Raw genomic sequence first — 15,852 nt, 5'->3', positions numbered from 1 at the left:
CCAGTGAAAAAGGCCCCGCGGCATGGACTGCCGCGGGGCCTTTTCCTCAGTCGGCGCTGGCGCGCTCAGGCGAAGGCGACGCTCGTCGTCGTCGCGCGACGCCGGCGCATGCCATAACCGACCGCCCCGAAACCCAGGATCATCAGCGCCCAGGTGCCCGGCTCCGGCACCGCGGCGACGGCGTTCGAGACGTCGGCGCGCAGGCCGGCGTTGCCAGCGCTTTCTCCGCCGCCCGAGAAGTTGGCATTGAAGCCGAGCGTGTAGGACGCGCCGGCGATCGTCGCGATGGTCTGCGCGAACGAATCGTACGAGCCCGTGCAGGTGCCGCCGAAGCTGAGGTTGTTGGTGCCGGTCGTGCTGCCGCCAAACTCGTTGGCCAGTGAACCGCAGGCCGCCGGGGTGAAGGAGAAGTGGGTGCCGAGCAGGTTGGTGGTGCTGCCCGCGGCATAGAGATAGATGTTGGTGAAGCTCGAGAAGCTGGGGACGTCATAGCCGGAGAGGGTCACCGCGGTGCTCGCCGAACCGGCGGTGAAGGCGATCGCCTGGGTCGAGCTCACCCCGTTGACGACGTCGAAAACGACGGTCGCATTGGCGGCGGTAGGAACGGCGAATAGCGCCGAGGCGGCGAGCAACAGGCCAGCAATTTTCATGACGATACCCCTATTCAAAACGACTCATCTCAACGAGTGCTGTTTACTTGCCATTAATCAAAATCAGATTCACCTCTTTAATGATCGTCAGGCGTCCCGGATCGGAACATGGCGTGGGATCGGCATCGGCACCCGGCTGGGTCGCGCAAGTGTCTGGCGCGTGACGGCGCGGAGTCCTAAGGACGGGGGCGAACCACTCTCCACAGGACGAACGGATGGCCTCGGCCTCTCATTTGCTCACTCCCGAAGAAGCCCACGCCGACCTGCCCCAGGAGGCGGTGGTCGTCCGGTTCGCCGGCGACAGCGGCGACGGCATGCAGCTAACCGGCGGACAGTTCACGCTGTCGACCGCGCTGGCCGGCAACGACCTCGCCACTTTTCCCGACTTCCCCGCCGAAATCCGTGCACCGCAGGGGACGACGTTCGGGGTGTCGGCCTTCCAGATCAATTTCGGCTCGACCGCAATCGAGACCGCGGGCGACCAGCCCGACGTGCTGGTGGCGATGAACCCGGCGGCGCTCAAGACCAACGTCGGCGCGCTGCGCGAGGGCGGGCTGATCATTGCCGACGAGGGCGAGTTCTCGCAGCGCAACCTCGCCAAGGCGGGCTATGACGCCAATCCGCTCGAGGACGACAGCCTGGCGAAGTGGCAGCTGGTCAAGTTCAACATCAGCCAGCTGACGATGGACGCGGTGAAGCCGTTCGGCCTTGGCAACAAGGAAGCGCTGCGTTGCAAGAACATGTGGACGCTGGGGCTGGCGCTGTGGATGTTCGACCGCAGCCGCGAGCCGATCGTCGACTGGCTCAAGACCAAGTTCGCCAAGGCGCCTCAGCTCGCCGAAGCCAATATCGCGGCGCTGAACGCCGGCCACGCCTATGGCGAGACGGTCGAGATGGGCGCAGCGGTCAAGCCGCGGCACATCGCCGCCGCACCGGCCGAGCCGGGGCTCTACCGGACGGTGACCGGGGCCGAAGCGCTCGGGCTCGGGCTGGTCGCGGGGGCGCAACTGGCCGAATTGCCGATGTTCTTCGGCTCCTATCCGATCACCCCAGCCTCGCCGCTGCTGCACCACCTCAGCCGCCTCAAGGAATATGACATCACCACCTTCCAGGCGGAGGACGAGATCGCGGCGATCTGCGCGGCGATCGGCGCGTCCTATGCCGGAAGCCTGGGGGTGACCTCGTCGTCGGGGCCGGGAATCGCGCTCAAGACCGAGGCGATGGGGCTGGCGTTCATGACCGAGCTGCCGCTGGTGATCGTCAACTCGCAGCGCGGCGGGCCGTCGACCGGGCTGCCGACCAAGACCGAGCAGTCGGACCTCTACCAGGCGGTCTATGGCCGCAACGGCGATGCGCCGCTGCCGGTGATCGCCGCGCGCTCGCCCGCCGACGCGTTCGAATGCGCGATCGAGGCGTGCCGGATCGCGGTCCATTACATGACGCCGGTCATGCTGCTGACCGACGGCTATATCGCCAATGCCGCCGAGCCGTGGAAGGTGCCCGACATGAGCGGCTTCGCGCCGTTCCCGGTGACGTTCGCGGGCGCCGAGACGCCGCGCAACGCCGAGGGCAAATTGCTGCCCTATGCGCGCGACGCCAAGCTGGCGCGGCCGTGGATCCGGCCGGGGACGCCCGGTCTCACCCATCGGATTGGCGGGATTGAGAAAAACCCCGGCACCGGCGACCTCGATTATTCTCCCGCCGCGCATGCCGAGATGACCCGCCAGCGGCACCAGAAGGTGCTCGGCATCGCCGACGACATTCCCGAGCAGGAGGTTTGCCTGGGCCAGGCCGGGGCCGCGCTAGCGGTGGTCGGCTGGGGTTCGACCTTCGGGCCGATCCACCAGGCGGTGCGGCGGTTGAGGGCCAAGGGCCACGACGTCGCCCACGTCCACCTGCGCCACATCTGGCCGCTGCCGCGCAACCTCGGTGAGCTGCTCAAGGGGTTCGGGCGGATCATCGTGCCGGAGATGAATGCGGGTCAGCTCAAGACCGTGCTGCGCGACCAGTATCTGGTCGACGCGCGCTCGCTGACCAAGGTGTCGGGCCAGCCGTTCCAGATCGCCGAGATCGAGGCCGCGATCCTCGACGCGCTCGGCGGGACCACGCCCGCCAATCTCCGCCCCGACGCGGGCCAGCTGCCGACCCCCGACAGCGGGCACGACGACGGCCGGCTGGTCCGCGAGGAGGGGGCATGAGGCCGATCAACCCCGTCCCCTTGATCGCGATGCTGATCGCGGTGCTGTTCCTGCTCTATTGGTTGCTGGTGCGATGAACGAACTCACTCCCCTCGAAAAGACCACCGCCAAGGACTGGGCGAGCGACCAGGAAGTGCGTTGGTGTCCGGGCTGCGGCGACTATGCGGTGCTCAAGGCGGTGCAGCGGACGATGCCCGACCTCGGCATCGCGCGCGAGAAGACGGTGTTCGTCTCCGGCATCGGCTGCTCGAGCCGCTTTCCTTATTACATGGAGACTTACGGCTTCCATACGATCCACGGCCGGGCGCCGGCGGTGGCGACGGGGATCAAGCTCGCCAATCCCGAGCTGGATGTGTGGATCATCACCGGCGACGGCGATGCGCTGAGCATCGGCGGCAATCACACGATGCACGTGCTGCGCCGCAACCTCGATTGCCAGATCCTGTTATTCAACAACGAAATCTACGGGCTGACCAAGGGCCAATATTCGCCGACCAGCCAGATCGGCACGCGCAGCCCGTCGACCCCGTTCGGCTCGGTCGACCGGCCGGCGCGGCCGTGCGCCTTTGCGCTTGGCGCCGGGGCGCGGTTTGTGGCGCGCGGGATCGACGTCAACAAGAACTTGCCCGACGTGCTCAAGGCGGCGCACGCCCACCGCGGCGCGGCGTTCGTCGAGATTTTCCAGAATTGCGTGGTCTATAATGACGACGTGTTCGCGCCCTTCACCGCGCGCGAGGTCGCAAACGACATGCAGCTGTGGCTCAAGGCCGGCGAGAAGATGCTGTTCGCCGGCGGGGCCAAGGGGCTGGCGCTCGACGCCGAGACCCTCACGCTCAAGGTGGTGGCCGGGGACGATCCGGCGGTGCTGGTGCACGATCCCAAGAACCGCTCGCTCGCGCACATGCTGGTCGAGCTGCCGACGCACAGCTTCCCGGTCGCGCTCGGCGTGCTCTACGACGATCCCGCGCCGACCTTCGCCGAGGCGGTGATCGAGCAGAATCGCACCGCGGCCGCGGGCAAGAAGCCCGACCTCCAGGCGCTGGTCAGCAAGGGCCAGAGCTGGATGGTGGATAAGGAACCGCGCGCTGAATAATCTGTCCCGGCGGGGGCGGTCGCTGTGATCCCCCGCACGCTTGTCGCGTCAGCGCAAATCCCCAACGGTCCCGAGATGCGGCTCTATCGCCGCGGCGAGGATCACATGATCCTGCTCGAGCGCGAGGAGCTGATGAGCAGCCGCCAATCGGGCTCGGAGGTCGCGCTGGCGACGCTGACCGCCGACCGGCTGGGCCCACGGCCCGGGCAGCGCTGGCTGATCGGCGGCTATGGCATGGGCTTCACCCTGCGCGCGGCGCTGTCGAAGCTGCCCGGCGACGCCGACGTAACGGTGGCCGAGCTGGTGCCCGAGATCATCGACTGGGCGCGGGGGCCGATGGCGGCGCTGACCGCCGGCGGGCTCGACGACCCGCGGGTGACCGTGGCGATGGGCGACGTCACCGACGAGATTGCCAAGGGCGGGTGGGACGCGATCCTGCTCGACGTCGACAACGGTCCCGACGCGCTGGTCCGCGCGCAGAACCAGTGGCTGTACGAGCCGGGCGGGCTGGCGGTCGCGAGGCGCGCGCTCAAGCCCAAGGGATTGCTGGCGATCTGGTCGGCGTCGTCCGACGCGAAGTTCAGCAAGACGCTCGCCGCCGCCGGCTTCGCCATCGAGGAAAAGGTCGTTCGCGCGCGCAGCAACGGCAAGGGGCCGCGCCACCACATCTGGTTCGCCCGCCCGCGCTGAGCGGGGGCGTAGGGTGGACCAAGGGCCGCATGGCTCTGGTGCGCGGGTTCGTCGTTGAAGGCAGCATGACCGCTCCACATCTCGTCTGGCTGCGCCAGGACCTTCGGCTCGACGACCAGCCCGCCTTCGCCGCAGCGGCCGAGGCCGGGCCGGTGGTGGCGCTGTTCGTGCTCGACGATGAAACCCCCGGCGCGTGGAAGATCGGCGGGGCGCAGCGCTGGTGGCTGCACCACAGCCTGGCCGCGCTCAACGAGGAGATCGAGGCCAAGGGCGGGGCGCTGATCCTGCGGCGGGGTCGGGCGGCCAAGGTGGTGGCCGAGGTCGCCGACCAGCTTGGCGCCGAGGCGATCCACGCGGTGCGGCATTACGAGCCATGGTGGCGGGCAGCCGAAGAGGCGCTGGGTGAGCGGCTGACGCTCCACGAGGGCGACGTGCTGCACGATCCCGACGATCTGCGCACCGGCGCGGGCGGGCGGTTCAAGATCTATGGGCCCTTCTATCGCGCGCTGGCGCAGACGCTGCCGCCAGCCGCGCCGGTCGCCGCGCCGCGCCGGTTCGATGCGCCCGCCAGGCTGCCGCACAGCGAGGCGCTGGGCAGCTGGAAGCTGCTGCCGACCAAGCCCGACTGGGCGGGCGGGTTCGACGTGTGGGAGCCCGGCGAGAGAGGCGCGCGCAAGCGGCTGCGGGCGTTCGCGGGTCATGTCGGCGACTATGGCAAGCTACGCGATCACCCGAGCGAGGACGCGACCTCGCGGCTGTCGCCGCACCTTCACTGGGGCGAGGTCAGCCCGCGGCGGGTGTGGCAGGCGGTCCACGAGGTCCGCAGCGACAAGTTCGCGCGCGAGCTCGCCTGGCGGGATTTCTCGCGCGCGGTGATACTGGGCGATCCCAAAGTGGGCGAGAAGGAGCAGCGGCCGAGCGGGGTCCATTACCGCGAGGGCAAGCGCGCCGACGCCGACTTCGTCGCCTGGACGCGGGGGCGGACGGGCTATCCTTTGGTCGACGCCGGGATGCGCCAGCTGTGGACGATGGGCTGGATGCACAACCGCGCGCGGCTGGTGACGTCGAGCTTCTTGATCAAGCATCTGCTGCTGCCGTGGTGGCGGGGCGAGCAATGGTTTTGGGACACGCTGGTCGACGCCGATTACGCCAACAACAGCCAGAACTGGCAGTGGAGCGCGGGCACCGGCTTCGACAGCCAGCCCTTCTACCGGGTGATGGCGCCGCTGACCCAGTCGGCGAAGTTCGACGCGGCCGACTATATCCGGCGCTGGGTGCCCGAGCTCGCGAAGCTGTCGGACGCCGACATCCACGATCCGCACGGGCGCGGGGTCGCGCCCGCGGACTATCCCGAGCCGCTGATCGGGCACAAGGAAGCGCGCGAGCGGGCGCTCGAGGCTTTTCGCAAACGGACGAGCCGCTAGCTCGTCATTGCGAGCGTAGCGAAGCAATCCATCTTGTTTCCTCGAGCGCTGCGAAACTGGATTGCTTCGTCGCTGCGCTCCTCGCAATGACGGCGGATGGCTTCGCGCGGCGCGCATCTCTTGAACGCGGATCGGACCTTCGCGACCGGCGGCGGGCTGCTTGGGCGGCTGGTCGCGCCGGCCTTCGCCACGGTGGTCGACCAGCTCGACCGGCGACTGCTTCAAGGCGGCATCCATGCGACGCTGCCGGGTGGCGCGGAGCGGCGGGTCGGCTTCCACGCGCCGGGTCCCGAGCCGGTGGTGCGGCTGCATAGCTGGCTCGCGCTGGTCCGGCTGGCGACGTCGGGAAGCGTCGGCTGGTACAAGGCGTGGGAGAAGGGCGAATGGTCCTCGCCCGACCCGGTGCCGCTGTTCGAACTGTTCATGCTCAACGCCGCCAGCCTCGGCGGGGCGGCGCGGGCAAAGGGGCCGTTCCGGCTATTGAACTGGCTGGCGCACCAGTGGCGCGACAATGCCGTGGCGCAGGCGCGCGAAAACATCGCGGCGCATTACGATCTCGGCAACGACTTCTACGCGGCGTGGCTCGATCCGAGCATGACCTATTCGGCGGCGCGGTTCGCCCCTCGACTGCGGCCTGCGGCCTCCGCTCGGGACGAGCGTGAGGAGACGCTCGAGCAGGCGCAGGAGCGCAAGATTGCGCTGCTGCTCGACCGGCTCGCGCTCAAGCCGGGAGACCGGCTGCTCGAAATCGGCTGCGGGTGGGGGGCGCTGGCGATGGCGGCGGCGAAGCGCGGGGCCCTCGTCACCGGGCTGACACTGTCGACCGAGCAGAAGGCGTGGGCCGAGCAGAAGATCGCGGCGGCGGGGCTGGCCGAGCGCATCACCATCCGGCTCGAGGATTATCGCGAGCATCGCGGGCAGTATGACGCGGTCGCCTCGGTCGAGATGGTCGAGGCGGTCGGGCAGCGCTGGTGGCCGGCCTATCTCGACGCCATCGCCGGGGCGTTGCGGCCGGGCGGGAGGGCAGCGCTCCAGTATATCGCCATCCGGCCCGAACTGTTCGAGCGCTATGCGGCGAGCGCGGACTTCATCCAGACCTACATCTTCCCGGGCGGGATGCTGCTCGACGAGCCGCGCTTCGCGGCGCTGGCGGCGGCGCGTGGGCTTGGCTGGAGCGCGCGCGACGGCTTCGGGCTCGATTATGCCGAGACGCTGCGGCTGTGGCGCGAGCGCTATGACGCGGCAGTGGCGGCGGGGACGCTCGCCGGGTTCGACGAGCGCTTCCACCGGCTGTGGCGATATTATCTGATGTATTGCGAAGGCGGGTTCCGCGGGCGCGGAATCGACGTCGCGCAGGTGACCATGGTCAAGGGGGCTTGAGGATGCGCTGGAAGCTGATGGCGGCGGCGACGTTGGTGCTGGCCGGGACCGCGGCGGCGCAGCAGCCCAGGCCGGTCGACGCCGCAACCAGCGCGCGGCTGCGCCAGGCGGGCGCCGAGGTGCTGTTCTGGAGCCAGGCGCAGCGCGACGCCAATTTCCGCCGGATGGAGCAGCTGTTCCCGACGGTGACGATCAAGGCCGGGGGCAAGGTCCGCGTGCTGCCGCGGGGGCGGCCGCTGGCGGTGCCGGCTGCGGAGGTCGACCGCTACCTCGCCGAGCAGAACATCGCCGGGTTGATCGTGCTTCAGGACGGCAAGGTCCGGCTCGAGCGCTATGCGCGCGGGTTCGGGCCGGCAGGAAGGTGGACGACCTTCTCGGTGGCGAAGTCGCTGACCTCGACGCTGTTCGGGGCGGCGGTGAAGGACGGCAAGCTCAGCCTCGACGATCAGGTCACCCGCTTCATCCCCGAGATGCGGGGCAGCGCCTATGACGGGGTGACGGTGCGGCAGGTGCTGACCATGTCGTCGGGCGCCAAGTGGAACGAGAATTATTCGGACCCGAAGAGCGACGTCGCGCAGATGTTCTCGCGGCCGGTGGCGGCGAACGAGGACGTCATCGTTGCCTACATGAAGACGCTCGGGCGGGCGGCGGCGCCGGGGACCAAGTTCAACTACAACACCGGCGAAACCAATCTGGCGGGCACGATCCTCAGCCGCGCGGTGGGGATGCCGATCAGCCGCTACGCGTCGGTCAGGGTGTGGCGGCCCTACGGAATGGAGGCCGACGCTTTTTGGCAGGTCGACGAGCATGGCCGCGAGATTGCCGGCTGCTGCGTGTCGATGCGGCTGCGCGACTATGCCCGGATCGGGCAGCTTCAGCTCGAGCAGGGGCACGGGCTGCTGGCGCCGGGGTGGGTGGCCGATGCGACCCGCATTCACGTGCCCTTCCCGCAGCAGCCGGGGTGGGGCTACGGCTATTTCTGGTGGGTGCAGCCGGGCGGCTATCGCGCCAGCGGCATCTTCGGCCAGCAGATCTGGATGGACCCCGCGCGGCACGTGGTGATCGCAGCGGTGGCGGCGTGGCCCAAGGCGGTCGACGACAAGATGGCGGCCGACCGGCAGGCGTTCTTCCACCGGCTGGCCGAGGCGGCGAGCCGCTAGTCGACCCGGACCTTCGCGCCGGTCTCGCGTTCCTCGCCGAGCAAGGCGATTAGCCGATCGGCGACGGCTTCGGGCGGCTTGACGCTCTCGGGCTCCTCGCCCGGGAAAGCGAGGCTGCGCATGCGGGTGCGGGTGGCGCCGGGGTCGAGGATCGTGACGCGGAGCCTGCCGGTGTAGGCGGTCTCGTCGGCGTAGGCGCCGAGCAGGCTTTCGAGCGCGGCCTTGGACGAGCCGTAGGCGCCCCAGAAGGCACGGGGCCTGGCACCGACCGAGCTGGTGACGGCGATGACTTCCGCCTTGTCCGAGCGCTTGAGCAGCGGATCGAAGGCGTTGATCAGCGCAAGGTTGGCGACCAGGTTCAAATTGAGGATCCGGGTATATTCCTTGGGGTCGATGTCCTGCACCGGCGACAGGCTGCCGAGCATGCCCGCGTTGAGCATCAGCAGGTCGAGCTTGCCCCAGCGCTCGGCGACCGCGGCCGACAGCTTGGCGATGCCGTCGGCGTCGGTGAGGTCCAATGGGGCGATGGTCGCCGAGCCGCCGGCCGCATGGATGCGTTCCTCGACATCCTCCATCGCCTTGCCGTTGCGGGCGACGAGGATGACGTGCGCGCCGGCTCGGGCGAGCGCCTCCGCCGAGGCCGCGCCGATGCCGCGGCTCGCGCCGGTGACCAGCGCGAGCTTGTCCTTGAGATCAGTCATGGGCGAGGCGCTTAGAACGCCTCGACCGGCAATGCCATGATGGTTTCGGCGCCCGCCTCGATCTGGCCGCGATAGGCGCTCGCTTTGGGCAGCTCGCGCTGCGCGTAAAAGCGCGCGGTGGCGAGCTTGGTCTGGTGGAAGGTGGCATCTTCGCCTGCTTCGTTTTCGAGCCGGGCGCTGACCTTGGCCATCTTGAGCCACATCCAGCCCAAGGTCACCAGCCCCATCAGGTGCATGTAGGGCACCGCGCCGGCGCCGGCGTTGTTGGGATCGGCCATGCCGTGCTGGGCAAGCCACATGGTCGACGCCTGGAGGTGCTGGAGCGCCTGCTCGAGCGGGGCGGCGACGCCGGCCGGGTCGCCGTTCGCCTTGGTGTCGGCAATGTCGGCGCCGACGGTGCGGAAGAAAGCCTGGACGGCGCGGCCGCCATCCTTGCCGAGCTTGCGGCCGACGAGATCCATCGCCTGGACACCGTTGGTGCCCTCGTAGATCTGGGCGATGCGGGCGTCGCGGACGAACTGCTCCATCCCCCATTCGCGGACGTAGCCGTGGCCGCCGAACACCTGCTGCATGTTGACCGCGGCCTCGAACCCCTTGTCGGTGAGGTAGCCCTTGATGACCGGGGTCAGCAGGCTGATCAGGTCGTCGGCCGACTGGCGGTCCTCTTCGGTCGCGGCCTTGCGGCTCAGATCGACCTGGAGCGAGCCCCACAGGACGAGTGCACGCGCCGCCTCGTTGAACGCCTTGGCCTCGAGCAGCATGCGGCGGACGTCGGGGTGGACGAACAATGTGTCGGCCTTGGCGTCGGGATCGCGCTGATCGGGGCGGAGCGCGCGGCCCTGGCGGCGATCCTTCGCGTAGGCGACGGCGTTCTGATAGGCGACCTCGCCCTGGGCGAGGCCCTGCAGGCCGACGCCGAGGCGGGCGGCGTTCATCATGATGAACATGGCGGCGAGGCCCTTCTCGGGCTCGCCCACCAGCCAGCCGGTCGCGCCGTCATAGTTCATGACGCAGGTCGAATTGCCGTGGATGCCCATCTTGTGCTCGATCGAGCCGCAGCCGAGCGCGTTGCGCTCACCCGGGCTGCCGTCCTCCTTGACGAGGAACTTGGGCACGATGAACAGCGAGATGCCCTTCACATTGTCGGGCGCGCCGGTGATCTTGGCGAGCACCAGGTGGATGATGTTGTCGGACATGTCGTGCTCGCCCGACGAGATGAAGATCTTGGTGCCCGAGATCCTGTAGCTGCCGTCGGCCTGCGGCTCGGCCTTGGTCTTGATGAGGCCGAGGTCGGTGCCGCAATGCGGCTCGGTCAGGTTCATGGTGCCGGTCCAGGTGCCCCCGACCATCTTGGGCAGATAGGTCTGCTGCTGTTCAGGACTGCCCTTGACCAGCAGCGCGGCGATCGCGCCCTGGGTCAGGCCATTATACATCTCGAAGCTCTGGTTGGCCGAGAGGATGTATTCGCTCATCGCGGTGGCGAGGACGTGGGGCAGGTTCTGGCCGCCGAACTCGGCCGGGGCGGAGAGCGAGGTGAAGCCCAGCTCGCAGAATTGCTTGTAGGCGTCCTTGAAGCCCGGCGGGGTGGTGACGGTGCCGTCGTCGTTGCGCTTGCAGCCGACCTCGTCGCCGACGCGATTGAGGGGGGTCAGCACTTCCTCGCAGAAGCGCGCACCTTCGCCAAGGATCGCCTCGACCATGTCCGGCGTGGCGTCCTCGAAGCCCGGCAGATTGCCGTAGTTGTGCATCTCGACGATGTGGTCGAGGAGGTAGCGGGTATCGCGGACGGGGGCGGTGTAGACGGGCATGGGGCGTCTCCGATGAAGGTCTGGACGGGGTCTAGGGGGTTGGGCCTCAGCTAATCAACAATAATGTCAGCAAAGCGGATCGCCGGCGAGGTCGGTGACCGGTTCGGGCTTCGGCGTGCGGGTGAAGGTCTTGCCCGCGAAGCTGGCCGGGGCGGCGCAATAATAAGCGCAGTTCGGCGCGATCGGGCCGAGCCGTATCGAGTCGCCGGTGCGGGTCACGGTGACTTGGCACTGCGCGTCGCCGTCGGCGGTGAGGGTGGCGCCGGCGAGCGTGCCGCGGACGCTGCAATTATGGTCGCCGGCGGCGGCGTAGGTGATGAAGGCGGCGCGGTTGCCGGCGAGGCACAGGCGATCGCGGCCGGTGCCGGCGAAGCTCAGCACCGGTGCCGGGGTGGCGGCGACGTTGTTGGTGGGGGAGGGCTGCTGGCGGCAGGCGGCGAGGGCGCCGGCGATCAGCGCGAGGGTTATGAAGCGGGAAGCGCTGGCCGGCATGGCTGAAGGAGGTGGCAGGCGGGCTTCGCTTGTTCAAGCGCCGAGCGGTGGCGCGAGGGCGGTCAGGGAGGGGCGACAAGCGCGGCCGGCGCCCCTATATTCGCGGCTCTCCTCACCGACAGGCGATCAGGCGATGCTCTCGACCAACCCGTTCGATGACGACAAGCTCAAGGAAGAGTGCGGCATCTTCGGCATCTGGAATGCCGAGGCGGCGGCGAGCTTCGTCGCGCTGGGGCTCCACGCCCTCCAGCACCGCGGGCAGGAGGCGGCCGGGATCAGCAGCCTCGATGGGTCCAATTTCCATTCGCACCGCGCGGCCGGCCATGTCGCCGGCAACTTCGACCGCGACGAGGTGATTCGCGCATTGCCGGGCCGGACCGCGATCGGGCACGTGCGCTATTCGACCACCGGCAGCTCGGCCATGCGTAACGTCCAGCCGCTGTTCGCCGAGCTGGCCGAGGGCGGCTTCGCGGTCGCCCACAACGGCAACATCTCCAACGCGATGAAGCTCAGGCGGACGCTCAACCGGCGCGGCTCGATCTTCCAGTCGACCTCGGACACCGAGGTCATCATCCACCTCGTCGCCACTTCGCAGGAAACGCAGCCGCTCGACCGGATCGTCGATGCCTTGAACCAGGTCGAGGGCGCTTACTCGCTGCTGATGCTGACCGAGCAGGGGCTGATCGCGGTGCGCGACCCGCTTGGCATCCGGCCGCTGGTGATGGGGCGGATCGGCGATTCGGTGATCTTCGCCAGCGAGACGGTCGCGCTCGATGTCATCGGCGCGCATTATGAGCGCGACGTCCAGCCGGGCGAGATGGTGCTGGTCAACGGCGAGGGGGTGCGGAGCTTCCGTCCGTTCGCCGCGCAGTCGCCGCGGCCGTGCATCTTCGAGCATGTCTATTTCAGCCGGCCCGACAGCGTCGCCGACGGCGTCTCGGTCTATGAGGCGCGCAAGAACATCGGCGCGGTCCTGTCCGAAGAGGCGCCGGTCGAGGCCGACATCGTCGTGCCGGTCCCCGACAGCGGGGTGCCCGCGGCGATCGGCTACAGCCAGGCGTCTGGCGTGCCGTTCGAGCTCGGCATCATCCGTTCGCACTATGTCGGACGGACCTTCATCCAGCCGAGCCAGGAAGTCCGTCACCTCGGCGTCAAGCTGAAGCACAATGCCAATTCGGCGCTGATCCGCGGCAAGCGCATCGTGCTGATCGACGATTCGATCGTGCGCGGCACCACCAGCGTCAAGATCGTGCAGATGATGCGCGACGCCGGCGCGGCCGAAGTCCACCTCAGGATTGCCTCGCCGCCGACGCGCCACAGCTGCTTCTACGGGGTCGACACGCCCGAGCGGGCCAAGCTGCTCGCGGCGCAGATGGATGTCGCGGCGATGGCGAAATACATCAATGCCGACAGCCTGGCGTTCATCAGCATCGACGGGCTCTACCGGGCGCTGGGCGACGCGCGCGATCCGGCCCAGCCGCAGCGCTGCGATGCCTGCTTCACCGGCGATTATCCGACCCGGCTGACCGATCTCACCGAAAAGGAAACGGGCGCCGCCAGCCTGCGGGTGGTCGCCTCGCGTTAAGCGCTCAGCTCGCCGCCTGGTCGACGTACCACGGGCGGAGCACCGTGACGTCGTTGCGCTTGATCGGCTTGGGGGCGAGCCTGGCGAGGTCGAAGTCGCCGTCGAACTGGAGCCCGAAGCGGTCCTTGGAGGCCCAGCGGACGATTCCGCCGACCGGGCCGACGCCAACGATGTCGAGCGCGATCTGCATCCCCGGGGTGACCGGGATCGGGCACTCGACCAGCGCCCCGGTCGAGGAGATGTTGCGCAGGCGGACCTCGCGGACCTGGCCTTGGATGGCGGTGATCGCGCGGCGCATCAGCCGCTGCCGCGGCTGGCGGATGAACTGGTGGCCGTCGGCCTCGACCGCCGCAGCCTTGGCGAGCCGGCTGGCGCCCTCACCGTCGGTCGGGCGGCCGAAGATATAGCCCTGGACCTGGGCGACTCCGAGCTCGCGGATCAGGGCGAGGTCGTCGTGGGTCTCGACGCCCTCGGCGACGGTTTCCATCTGCAGGCTTTCGGCGAGCGTCACGATCGCGCGGATCAGCGCGGCGTTGCGGCTCGACACGCTGGCGGCGCCGCGGACAAAGCTCTGGTCGATCTTGATCTTGTCGAACGGCGCGTGGCGCAGATAGCCGAGCGAGGAGTAGCCGGTGCCGAAATCATCGAGCACCAGGCGGACGCCGAGTCGCTTCAGCCTAGCGAATGTCTCTTCGGTGGCGTCGCTGTCGGCGAGGAACACGCCTTCGGTGATCTCGAGCTCGACCCGGTTCGGGGCACAGCCGGTGTCGCGCAGCGCCTCGGCGACGGTCTCGACGATCTGCGGATCGTTGAACTGGATCGGCGAGAGGTTGATCGCGATGCGGACGTTCTCGGGCCAGTTGGTGGCCTCGGCAATGGCGGTGCGCAGGACCCACGCGCCGATCGGCCCGATCATCCCGCATTCCTCGGCGAGCGGGATGAACTTGGCGGGCGAGATCGAGCCGCGGATCGGATGCGACCAGCGGACCAGCGCCTCGAAGCCGGCGACTTCCTCGCCGGCGACGCGGATGATCGGCTGGTAAGCGACGCTAAGTTCGTTGCGGTCGAGCGCGAGGCGGAGCTCGTTCTCGAGCATTTGGCGGTCGGTCGCCTCGGAGTGCATCGAGGGTTCGTAGAAGCAATGCTTGCCGCGCCCGGCGGCCTTGGCGGCGTAGAGCGCCAGGTCGGCGTTGCGGATCATCGAGTCGGCGCAGGCGCGGCCGGGGTCGCCGATGGCGATGCCGACGCTGGCGCCGATGGTCACCCGATGGCCATCGATGTCGTAGGGGCGCGAGACTTCGCTGATGAGGGTGCGGGCGAGGTTCTCGATCAGGCCGACTTCGGCGGCGCCGGGAAGGACGGCCTTGAACTCGTCGCCGCCAAGCCGCCCGACCTTGCCGTGATCGCCGAGCACCGCGGTCAGCCGCTGGGCGACCTGCTTGAGTAGGGCGTCGCCGGCGGGATGGCCAAGCGTGTCGTTGACGTTCTTGAAGCGGTCGAGGTCGATCAGGAACAGTGAGCAGGCGCGCTGGCGGCGGGCGGCGTTGCGCAGTGCCTCGTCGAGCGTCTGGCGCATCATCGGCCGGTTGGGCAGGCTGGTCAGGCTGTCGTAGCGGGCGAGGCGGCTGATCTCCTGCTCCGAACGGCGCTGCTCGGTGAGGTCGGTGCCAATGCCGCGAAAGCCGAGGAAACGGCCATTGTCGTCGAAGATCGGGTTGCCCGACAGCGACCAGTGGACGTTGGGGTCGCTGGCCGGGCGGACCACCACGTCGGAGAAGGGGAAGCGCGCCGACAGGTGGAAGCCGAGCGTGCGCTCGTCGCGCATCTCCTCGCCCTTCTCCATGTCGACCGAGAGGAGGTCGGTGAACTGGCGGCCGAGCAACGCGCTGGGGGTCGTCTTGAAGTCGTCGGCGAGCTGCTGCGAGACGTAGGACAGGGTGCCGGCCGAGTTGGTCTCCCAGAACCAGCCGCGGCCCGAGGCCTCGAACTCCTCGACGAAGTGGAGCGCCTTCTGGGCGAGATGGTCGAGCTGGAGGCGGCGGCGGGCATTGGCGAGCATCAGCCGGGTGACCGCGACGCTATAGCCGACGGTCAGCAGGCTGAGCGCACCGATGGTCGCGGTGACCTCGGTGCTGCCCGAAAAGAGGAAGGCGCCGAAAGTGGCGACCAGCGCGTTGACGATCGACAGCGGGGGCGAACCGAAGCTGACCAGCGAGCGCATGGTGAGGCCGGCGCCGAGCACCAGCGGCAGGAAGCTCGCCTGGTCTAGCCCTTCGAAGCGCGAGGCGGCGCCGGCGAACAGCATCCACAGGACACCCGAGCCGGCGAGATAGGCCATGGTGATCCGACCGACGCTGTGCGGCGCGAAATTGAGCCGGCGGAACTGCGCGAGGAACAGGCCCATCGCCCCGTCGAGCAGCATCGCCAGGAGGAGCGGAAGCACAGCCGAGAAGATGCCGCGCCACGACGAGCCCGACAGGCCGTAGCAAAGCACGGTGATGCCGACCACGGCGTGGCTGGCGGCGAGCAGCATCGGGCCGTTGCTGAAGGTGCGGACCCGGCGCGTGGCGAGGATGCCGTCGCCGGCCGATTCGGTCGGCGCGACGTCGAAGAACAGCGCTTCGCGAACGGACGTGCGCGGGGGTAGCCCCGTCATGCCCACTCCGCCTTC

Annotated in this window: 12 protein-coding genes; 7 read left to right on the top strand and 5 right to left on the bottom strand. The window is 68.7% G+C overall.

All coding sequences use genetic code 11. The features are described from left to right. Positions 1–65: 65 nt before the first annotated feature. A complete protein-coding gene (locus tag GCU42_RS05010) occupies positions 66–650 on the bottom strand; it encodes a PEPxxWA-CTERM sorting domain-containing protein (RefSeq protein ID WP_114226517.1) in 585 nt (194 codons plus the stop codon). Positions 651–865: 215 nt separating this feature from the next. On the opposite strand from GCU42_RS05010, the gene GCU42_RS05005 reads away from it, so the two are divergent. The 6 genes from GCU42_RS05005 (at position 866) to GCU42_RS04980 (ending at position 8,595) form a co-directional block, all read left to right on the top strand. Next, positions 866–2,848: a 2-oxoacid:acceptor oxidoreductase subunit alpha gene (locus tag GCU42_RS05005; protein ID WP_114226516.1), complete on the top strand. Its 1,983-nt coding sequence runs from the start codon at positions 866–868 to the stop codon at positions 2,846–2,848. 73 nt (positions 2,849–2,921) lie between these two features. Further along, on the top strand, positions 2,922–3,941 hold the full coding sequence (locus GCU42_RS05000; protein ID WP_114226515.1) for a 2-oxoacid:ferredoxin oxidoreductase subunit beta: 1,020 nt from the start codon (positions 2,922–2,924) through the stop codon (positions 3,939–3,941). Positions 3,942–3,965: 24 nt separating this feature from the next. Next, a complete protein-coding gene (locus tag GCU42_RS04995; RefSeq protein ID WP_114226514.1) occupies positions 3,966–4,631 on the top strand; it encodes a polyamine aminopropyltransferase in 666 nt (221 codons plus the stop codon). 65 nt (positions 4,632–4,696) lie between these two features. Then, complete coding sequence (locus GCU42_RS04990) at positions 4,697–6,055, top strand: cryptochrome/photolyase family protein (protein WP_114226513.1); 1,359 nt, start codon at positions 4,697–4,699, stop codon at positions 6,053–6,055. A 96-nt stretch (positions 6,056–6,151) separates the two neighbouring features. Continuing rightward, positions 6,152–7,435 carry an SAM-dependent methyltransferase gene (locus tag GCU42_RS04985; protein ID WP_114226512.1) on the top strand — a complete coding sequence of 428 codons (1,284 nt, stop codon included), beginning with the start codon at positions 6,152–6,154 and terminating at the stop codon, positions 7,433–7,435. 2 nt (positions 7,436–7,437) lie between these two features. Next, a complete protein-coding gene (locus GCU42_RS04980; RefSeq protein ID WP_114226511.1) occupies positions 7,438–8,595 on the top strand; it encodes a serine hydrolase domain-containing protein in 1,158 nt (385 codons plus the stop codon). Here GCU42_RS04980 and GCU42_RS04975 read toward each other — a convergent pair. From GCU42_RS04975 to GCU42_RS04965, 3 genes are all read right to left on the bottom strand, one after another. After that, on the bottom strand, positions 8,592–9,296 hold the full coding sequence (locus tag GCU42_RS04975; protein ID WP_114226510.1) for an SDR family NAD(P)-dependent oxidoreductase: 705 nt from the start codon (positions 9,294–9,296) through the stop codon (positions 8,592–8,594). The genes GCU42_RS04980 and GCU42_RS04975 overlap by 4 nt on opposite strands. An 11-nt stretch (positions 9,297–9,307) precedes the next feature. Then, a complete protein-coding gene (locus GCU42_RS04970) occupies positions 9,308–11,104 on the bottom strand; it encodes an acyl-CoA dehydrogenase C-terminal domain-containing protein (protein ID WP_114226509.1) in 1,797 nt (598 codons plus the stop codon). 66 nt (positions 11,105–11,170) lie between these two features. After that, the gene (locus GCU42_RS04965; RefSeq protein WP_114226508.1) at positions 11,171–11,596 is read right to left on the bottom strand and encodes a hypothetical protein; all 426 of its coding nucleotides are present in this window, start codon (positions 11,594–11,596) and stop codon (positions 11,171–11,173) included. A 133-nt stretch (positions 11,597–11,729) separates the two neighbouring features. Between GCU42_RS04965 and purF the strand changes: the two genes are divergently transcribed. Further along, positions 11,730–13,181, top strand: coding sequence for an amidophosphoribosyltransferase (purF, locus tag GCU42_RS04960; RefSeq protein WP_114226507.1), 1,452 nt, complete (start codon positions 11,730–11,732; stop codon positions 13,179–13,181). 4 nt (positions 13,182–13,185) lie between these two features. On the opposite strand, the gene GCU42_RS04955 is transcribed toward purF, so the two are convergent. Further along, positions 13,186–15,837, bottom strand: a complete 2,652-nt coding sequence (locus tag GCU42_RS04955) for a putative bifunctional diguanylate cyclase/phosphodiesterase (RefSeq protein WP_114226506.1) — start codon at positions 15,835–15,837, stop codon at positions 13,186–13,188. Between the last annotated feature and the right edge of the window lie 15 nt (positions 15,838–15,852).

It is taken from the genome of Sphingomonas ginsengisoli An et al. 2013 (assembly GCF_009363895.1).
GTDB classification, from domain to species: Bacteria; Pseudomonadota; Alphaproteobacteria; order Sphingomonadales; family Sphingomonadaceae; genus Sphingomicrobium; species Sphingomicrobium ginsengisoli.
Note: the sequence above shows the minus strand (reverse complement) of the source record. Positions and strands in the feature narration are given on the sequence as shown.

Excerpts from the sequence above, each read along its gene's own strand:
- GCU42_RS05010 (WP_114226517.1), bottom strand. The coding sequence starts at position 650 with ATGAAAATTGCTGGCCTGTTGCTCGCCGCCTCGGCGCTATTCGCCGTT.
- GCU42_RS05005 (WP_114226516.1), top strand. The coding sequence starts at position 866 with ATGGCCTCGGCCTCTCATTTGCTCACTCCCGAAGAAGCCCACGCCGAC.
- GCU42_RS05000 (WP_114226515.1), top strand. The coding sequence starts at position 2,922 with ATGAACGAACTCACTCCCCTCGAAAAGACCACCGCCAAGGACTGGGCG.
- GCU42_RS04990 (WP_114226513.1), top strand. The coding sequence starts at position 4,697 with ATGACCGCTCCACATCTCGTCTGGCTGCGCCAGGACCTTCGGCTCGAC.
- GCU42_RS04985 (WP_114226512.1), top strand. The coding sequence starts at position 6,152 with ATGGCTTCGCGCGGCGCGCATCTCTTGAACGCGGATCGGACCTTCGCG.
- GCU42_RS04980 (WP_114226511.1), top strand. The coding sequence starts at position 7,438 with ATGCGCTGGAAGCTGATGGCGGCGGCGACGTTGGTGCTGGCCGGGACC.
- GCU42_RS04975 (WP_114226510.1), bottom strand. The coding sequence starts at position 9,296 with ATGACTGATCTCAAGGACAAGCTCGCGCTGGTCACCGGCGCGAGCCGC.
- GCU42_RS04970 (WP_114226509.1), bottom strand. The coding sequence starts at position 11,104 with ATGCCCGTCTACACCGCCCCCGTCCGCGATACCCGCTACCTCCTCGAC.
- GCU42_RS04965 (WP_114226508.1), bottom strand. The coding sequence starts at position 11,596 with ATGCCGGCCAGCGCTTCCCGCTTCATAACCCTCGCGCTGATCGCCGGC.
- purF (WP_114226507.1), top strand. The coding sequence starts at position 11,730 with ATGCTCTCGACCAACCCGTTCGATGACGACAAGCTCAAGGAAGAGTGC.
- GCU42_RS04955 (WP_114226506.1), bottom strand. The coding sequence starts at position 15,837 with ATGACGGGGCTACCCCCGCGCACGTCCGTTCGCGAAGCGCTGTTCTTC.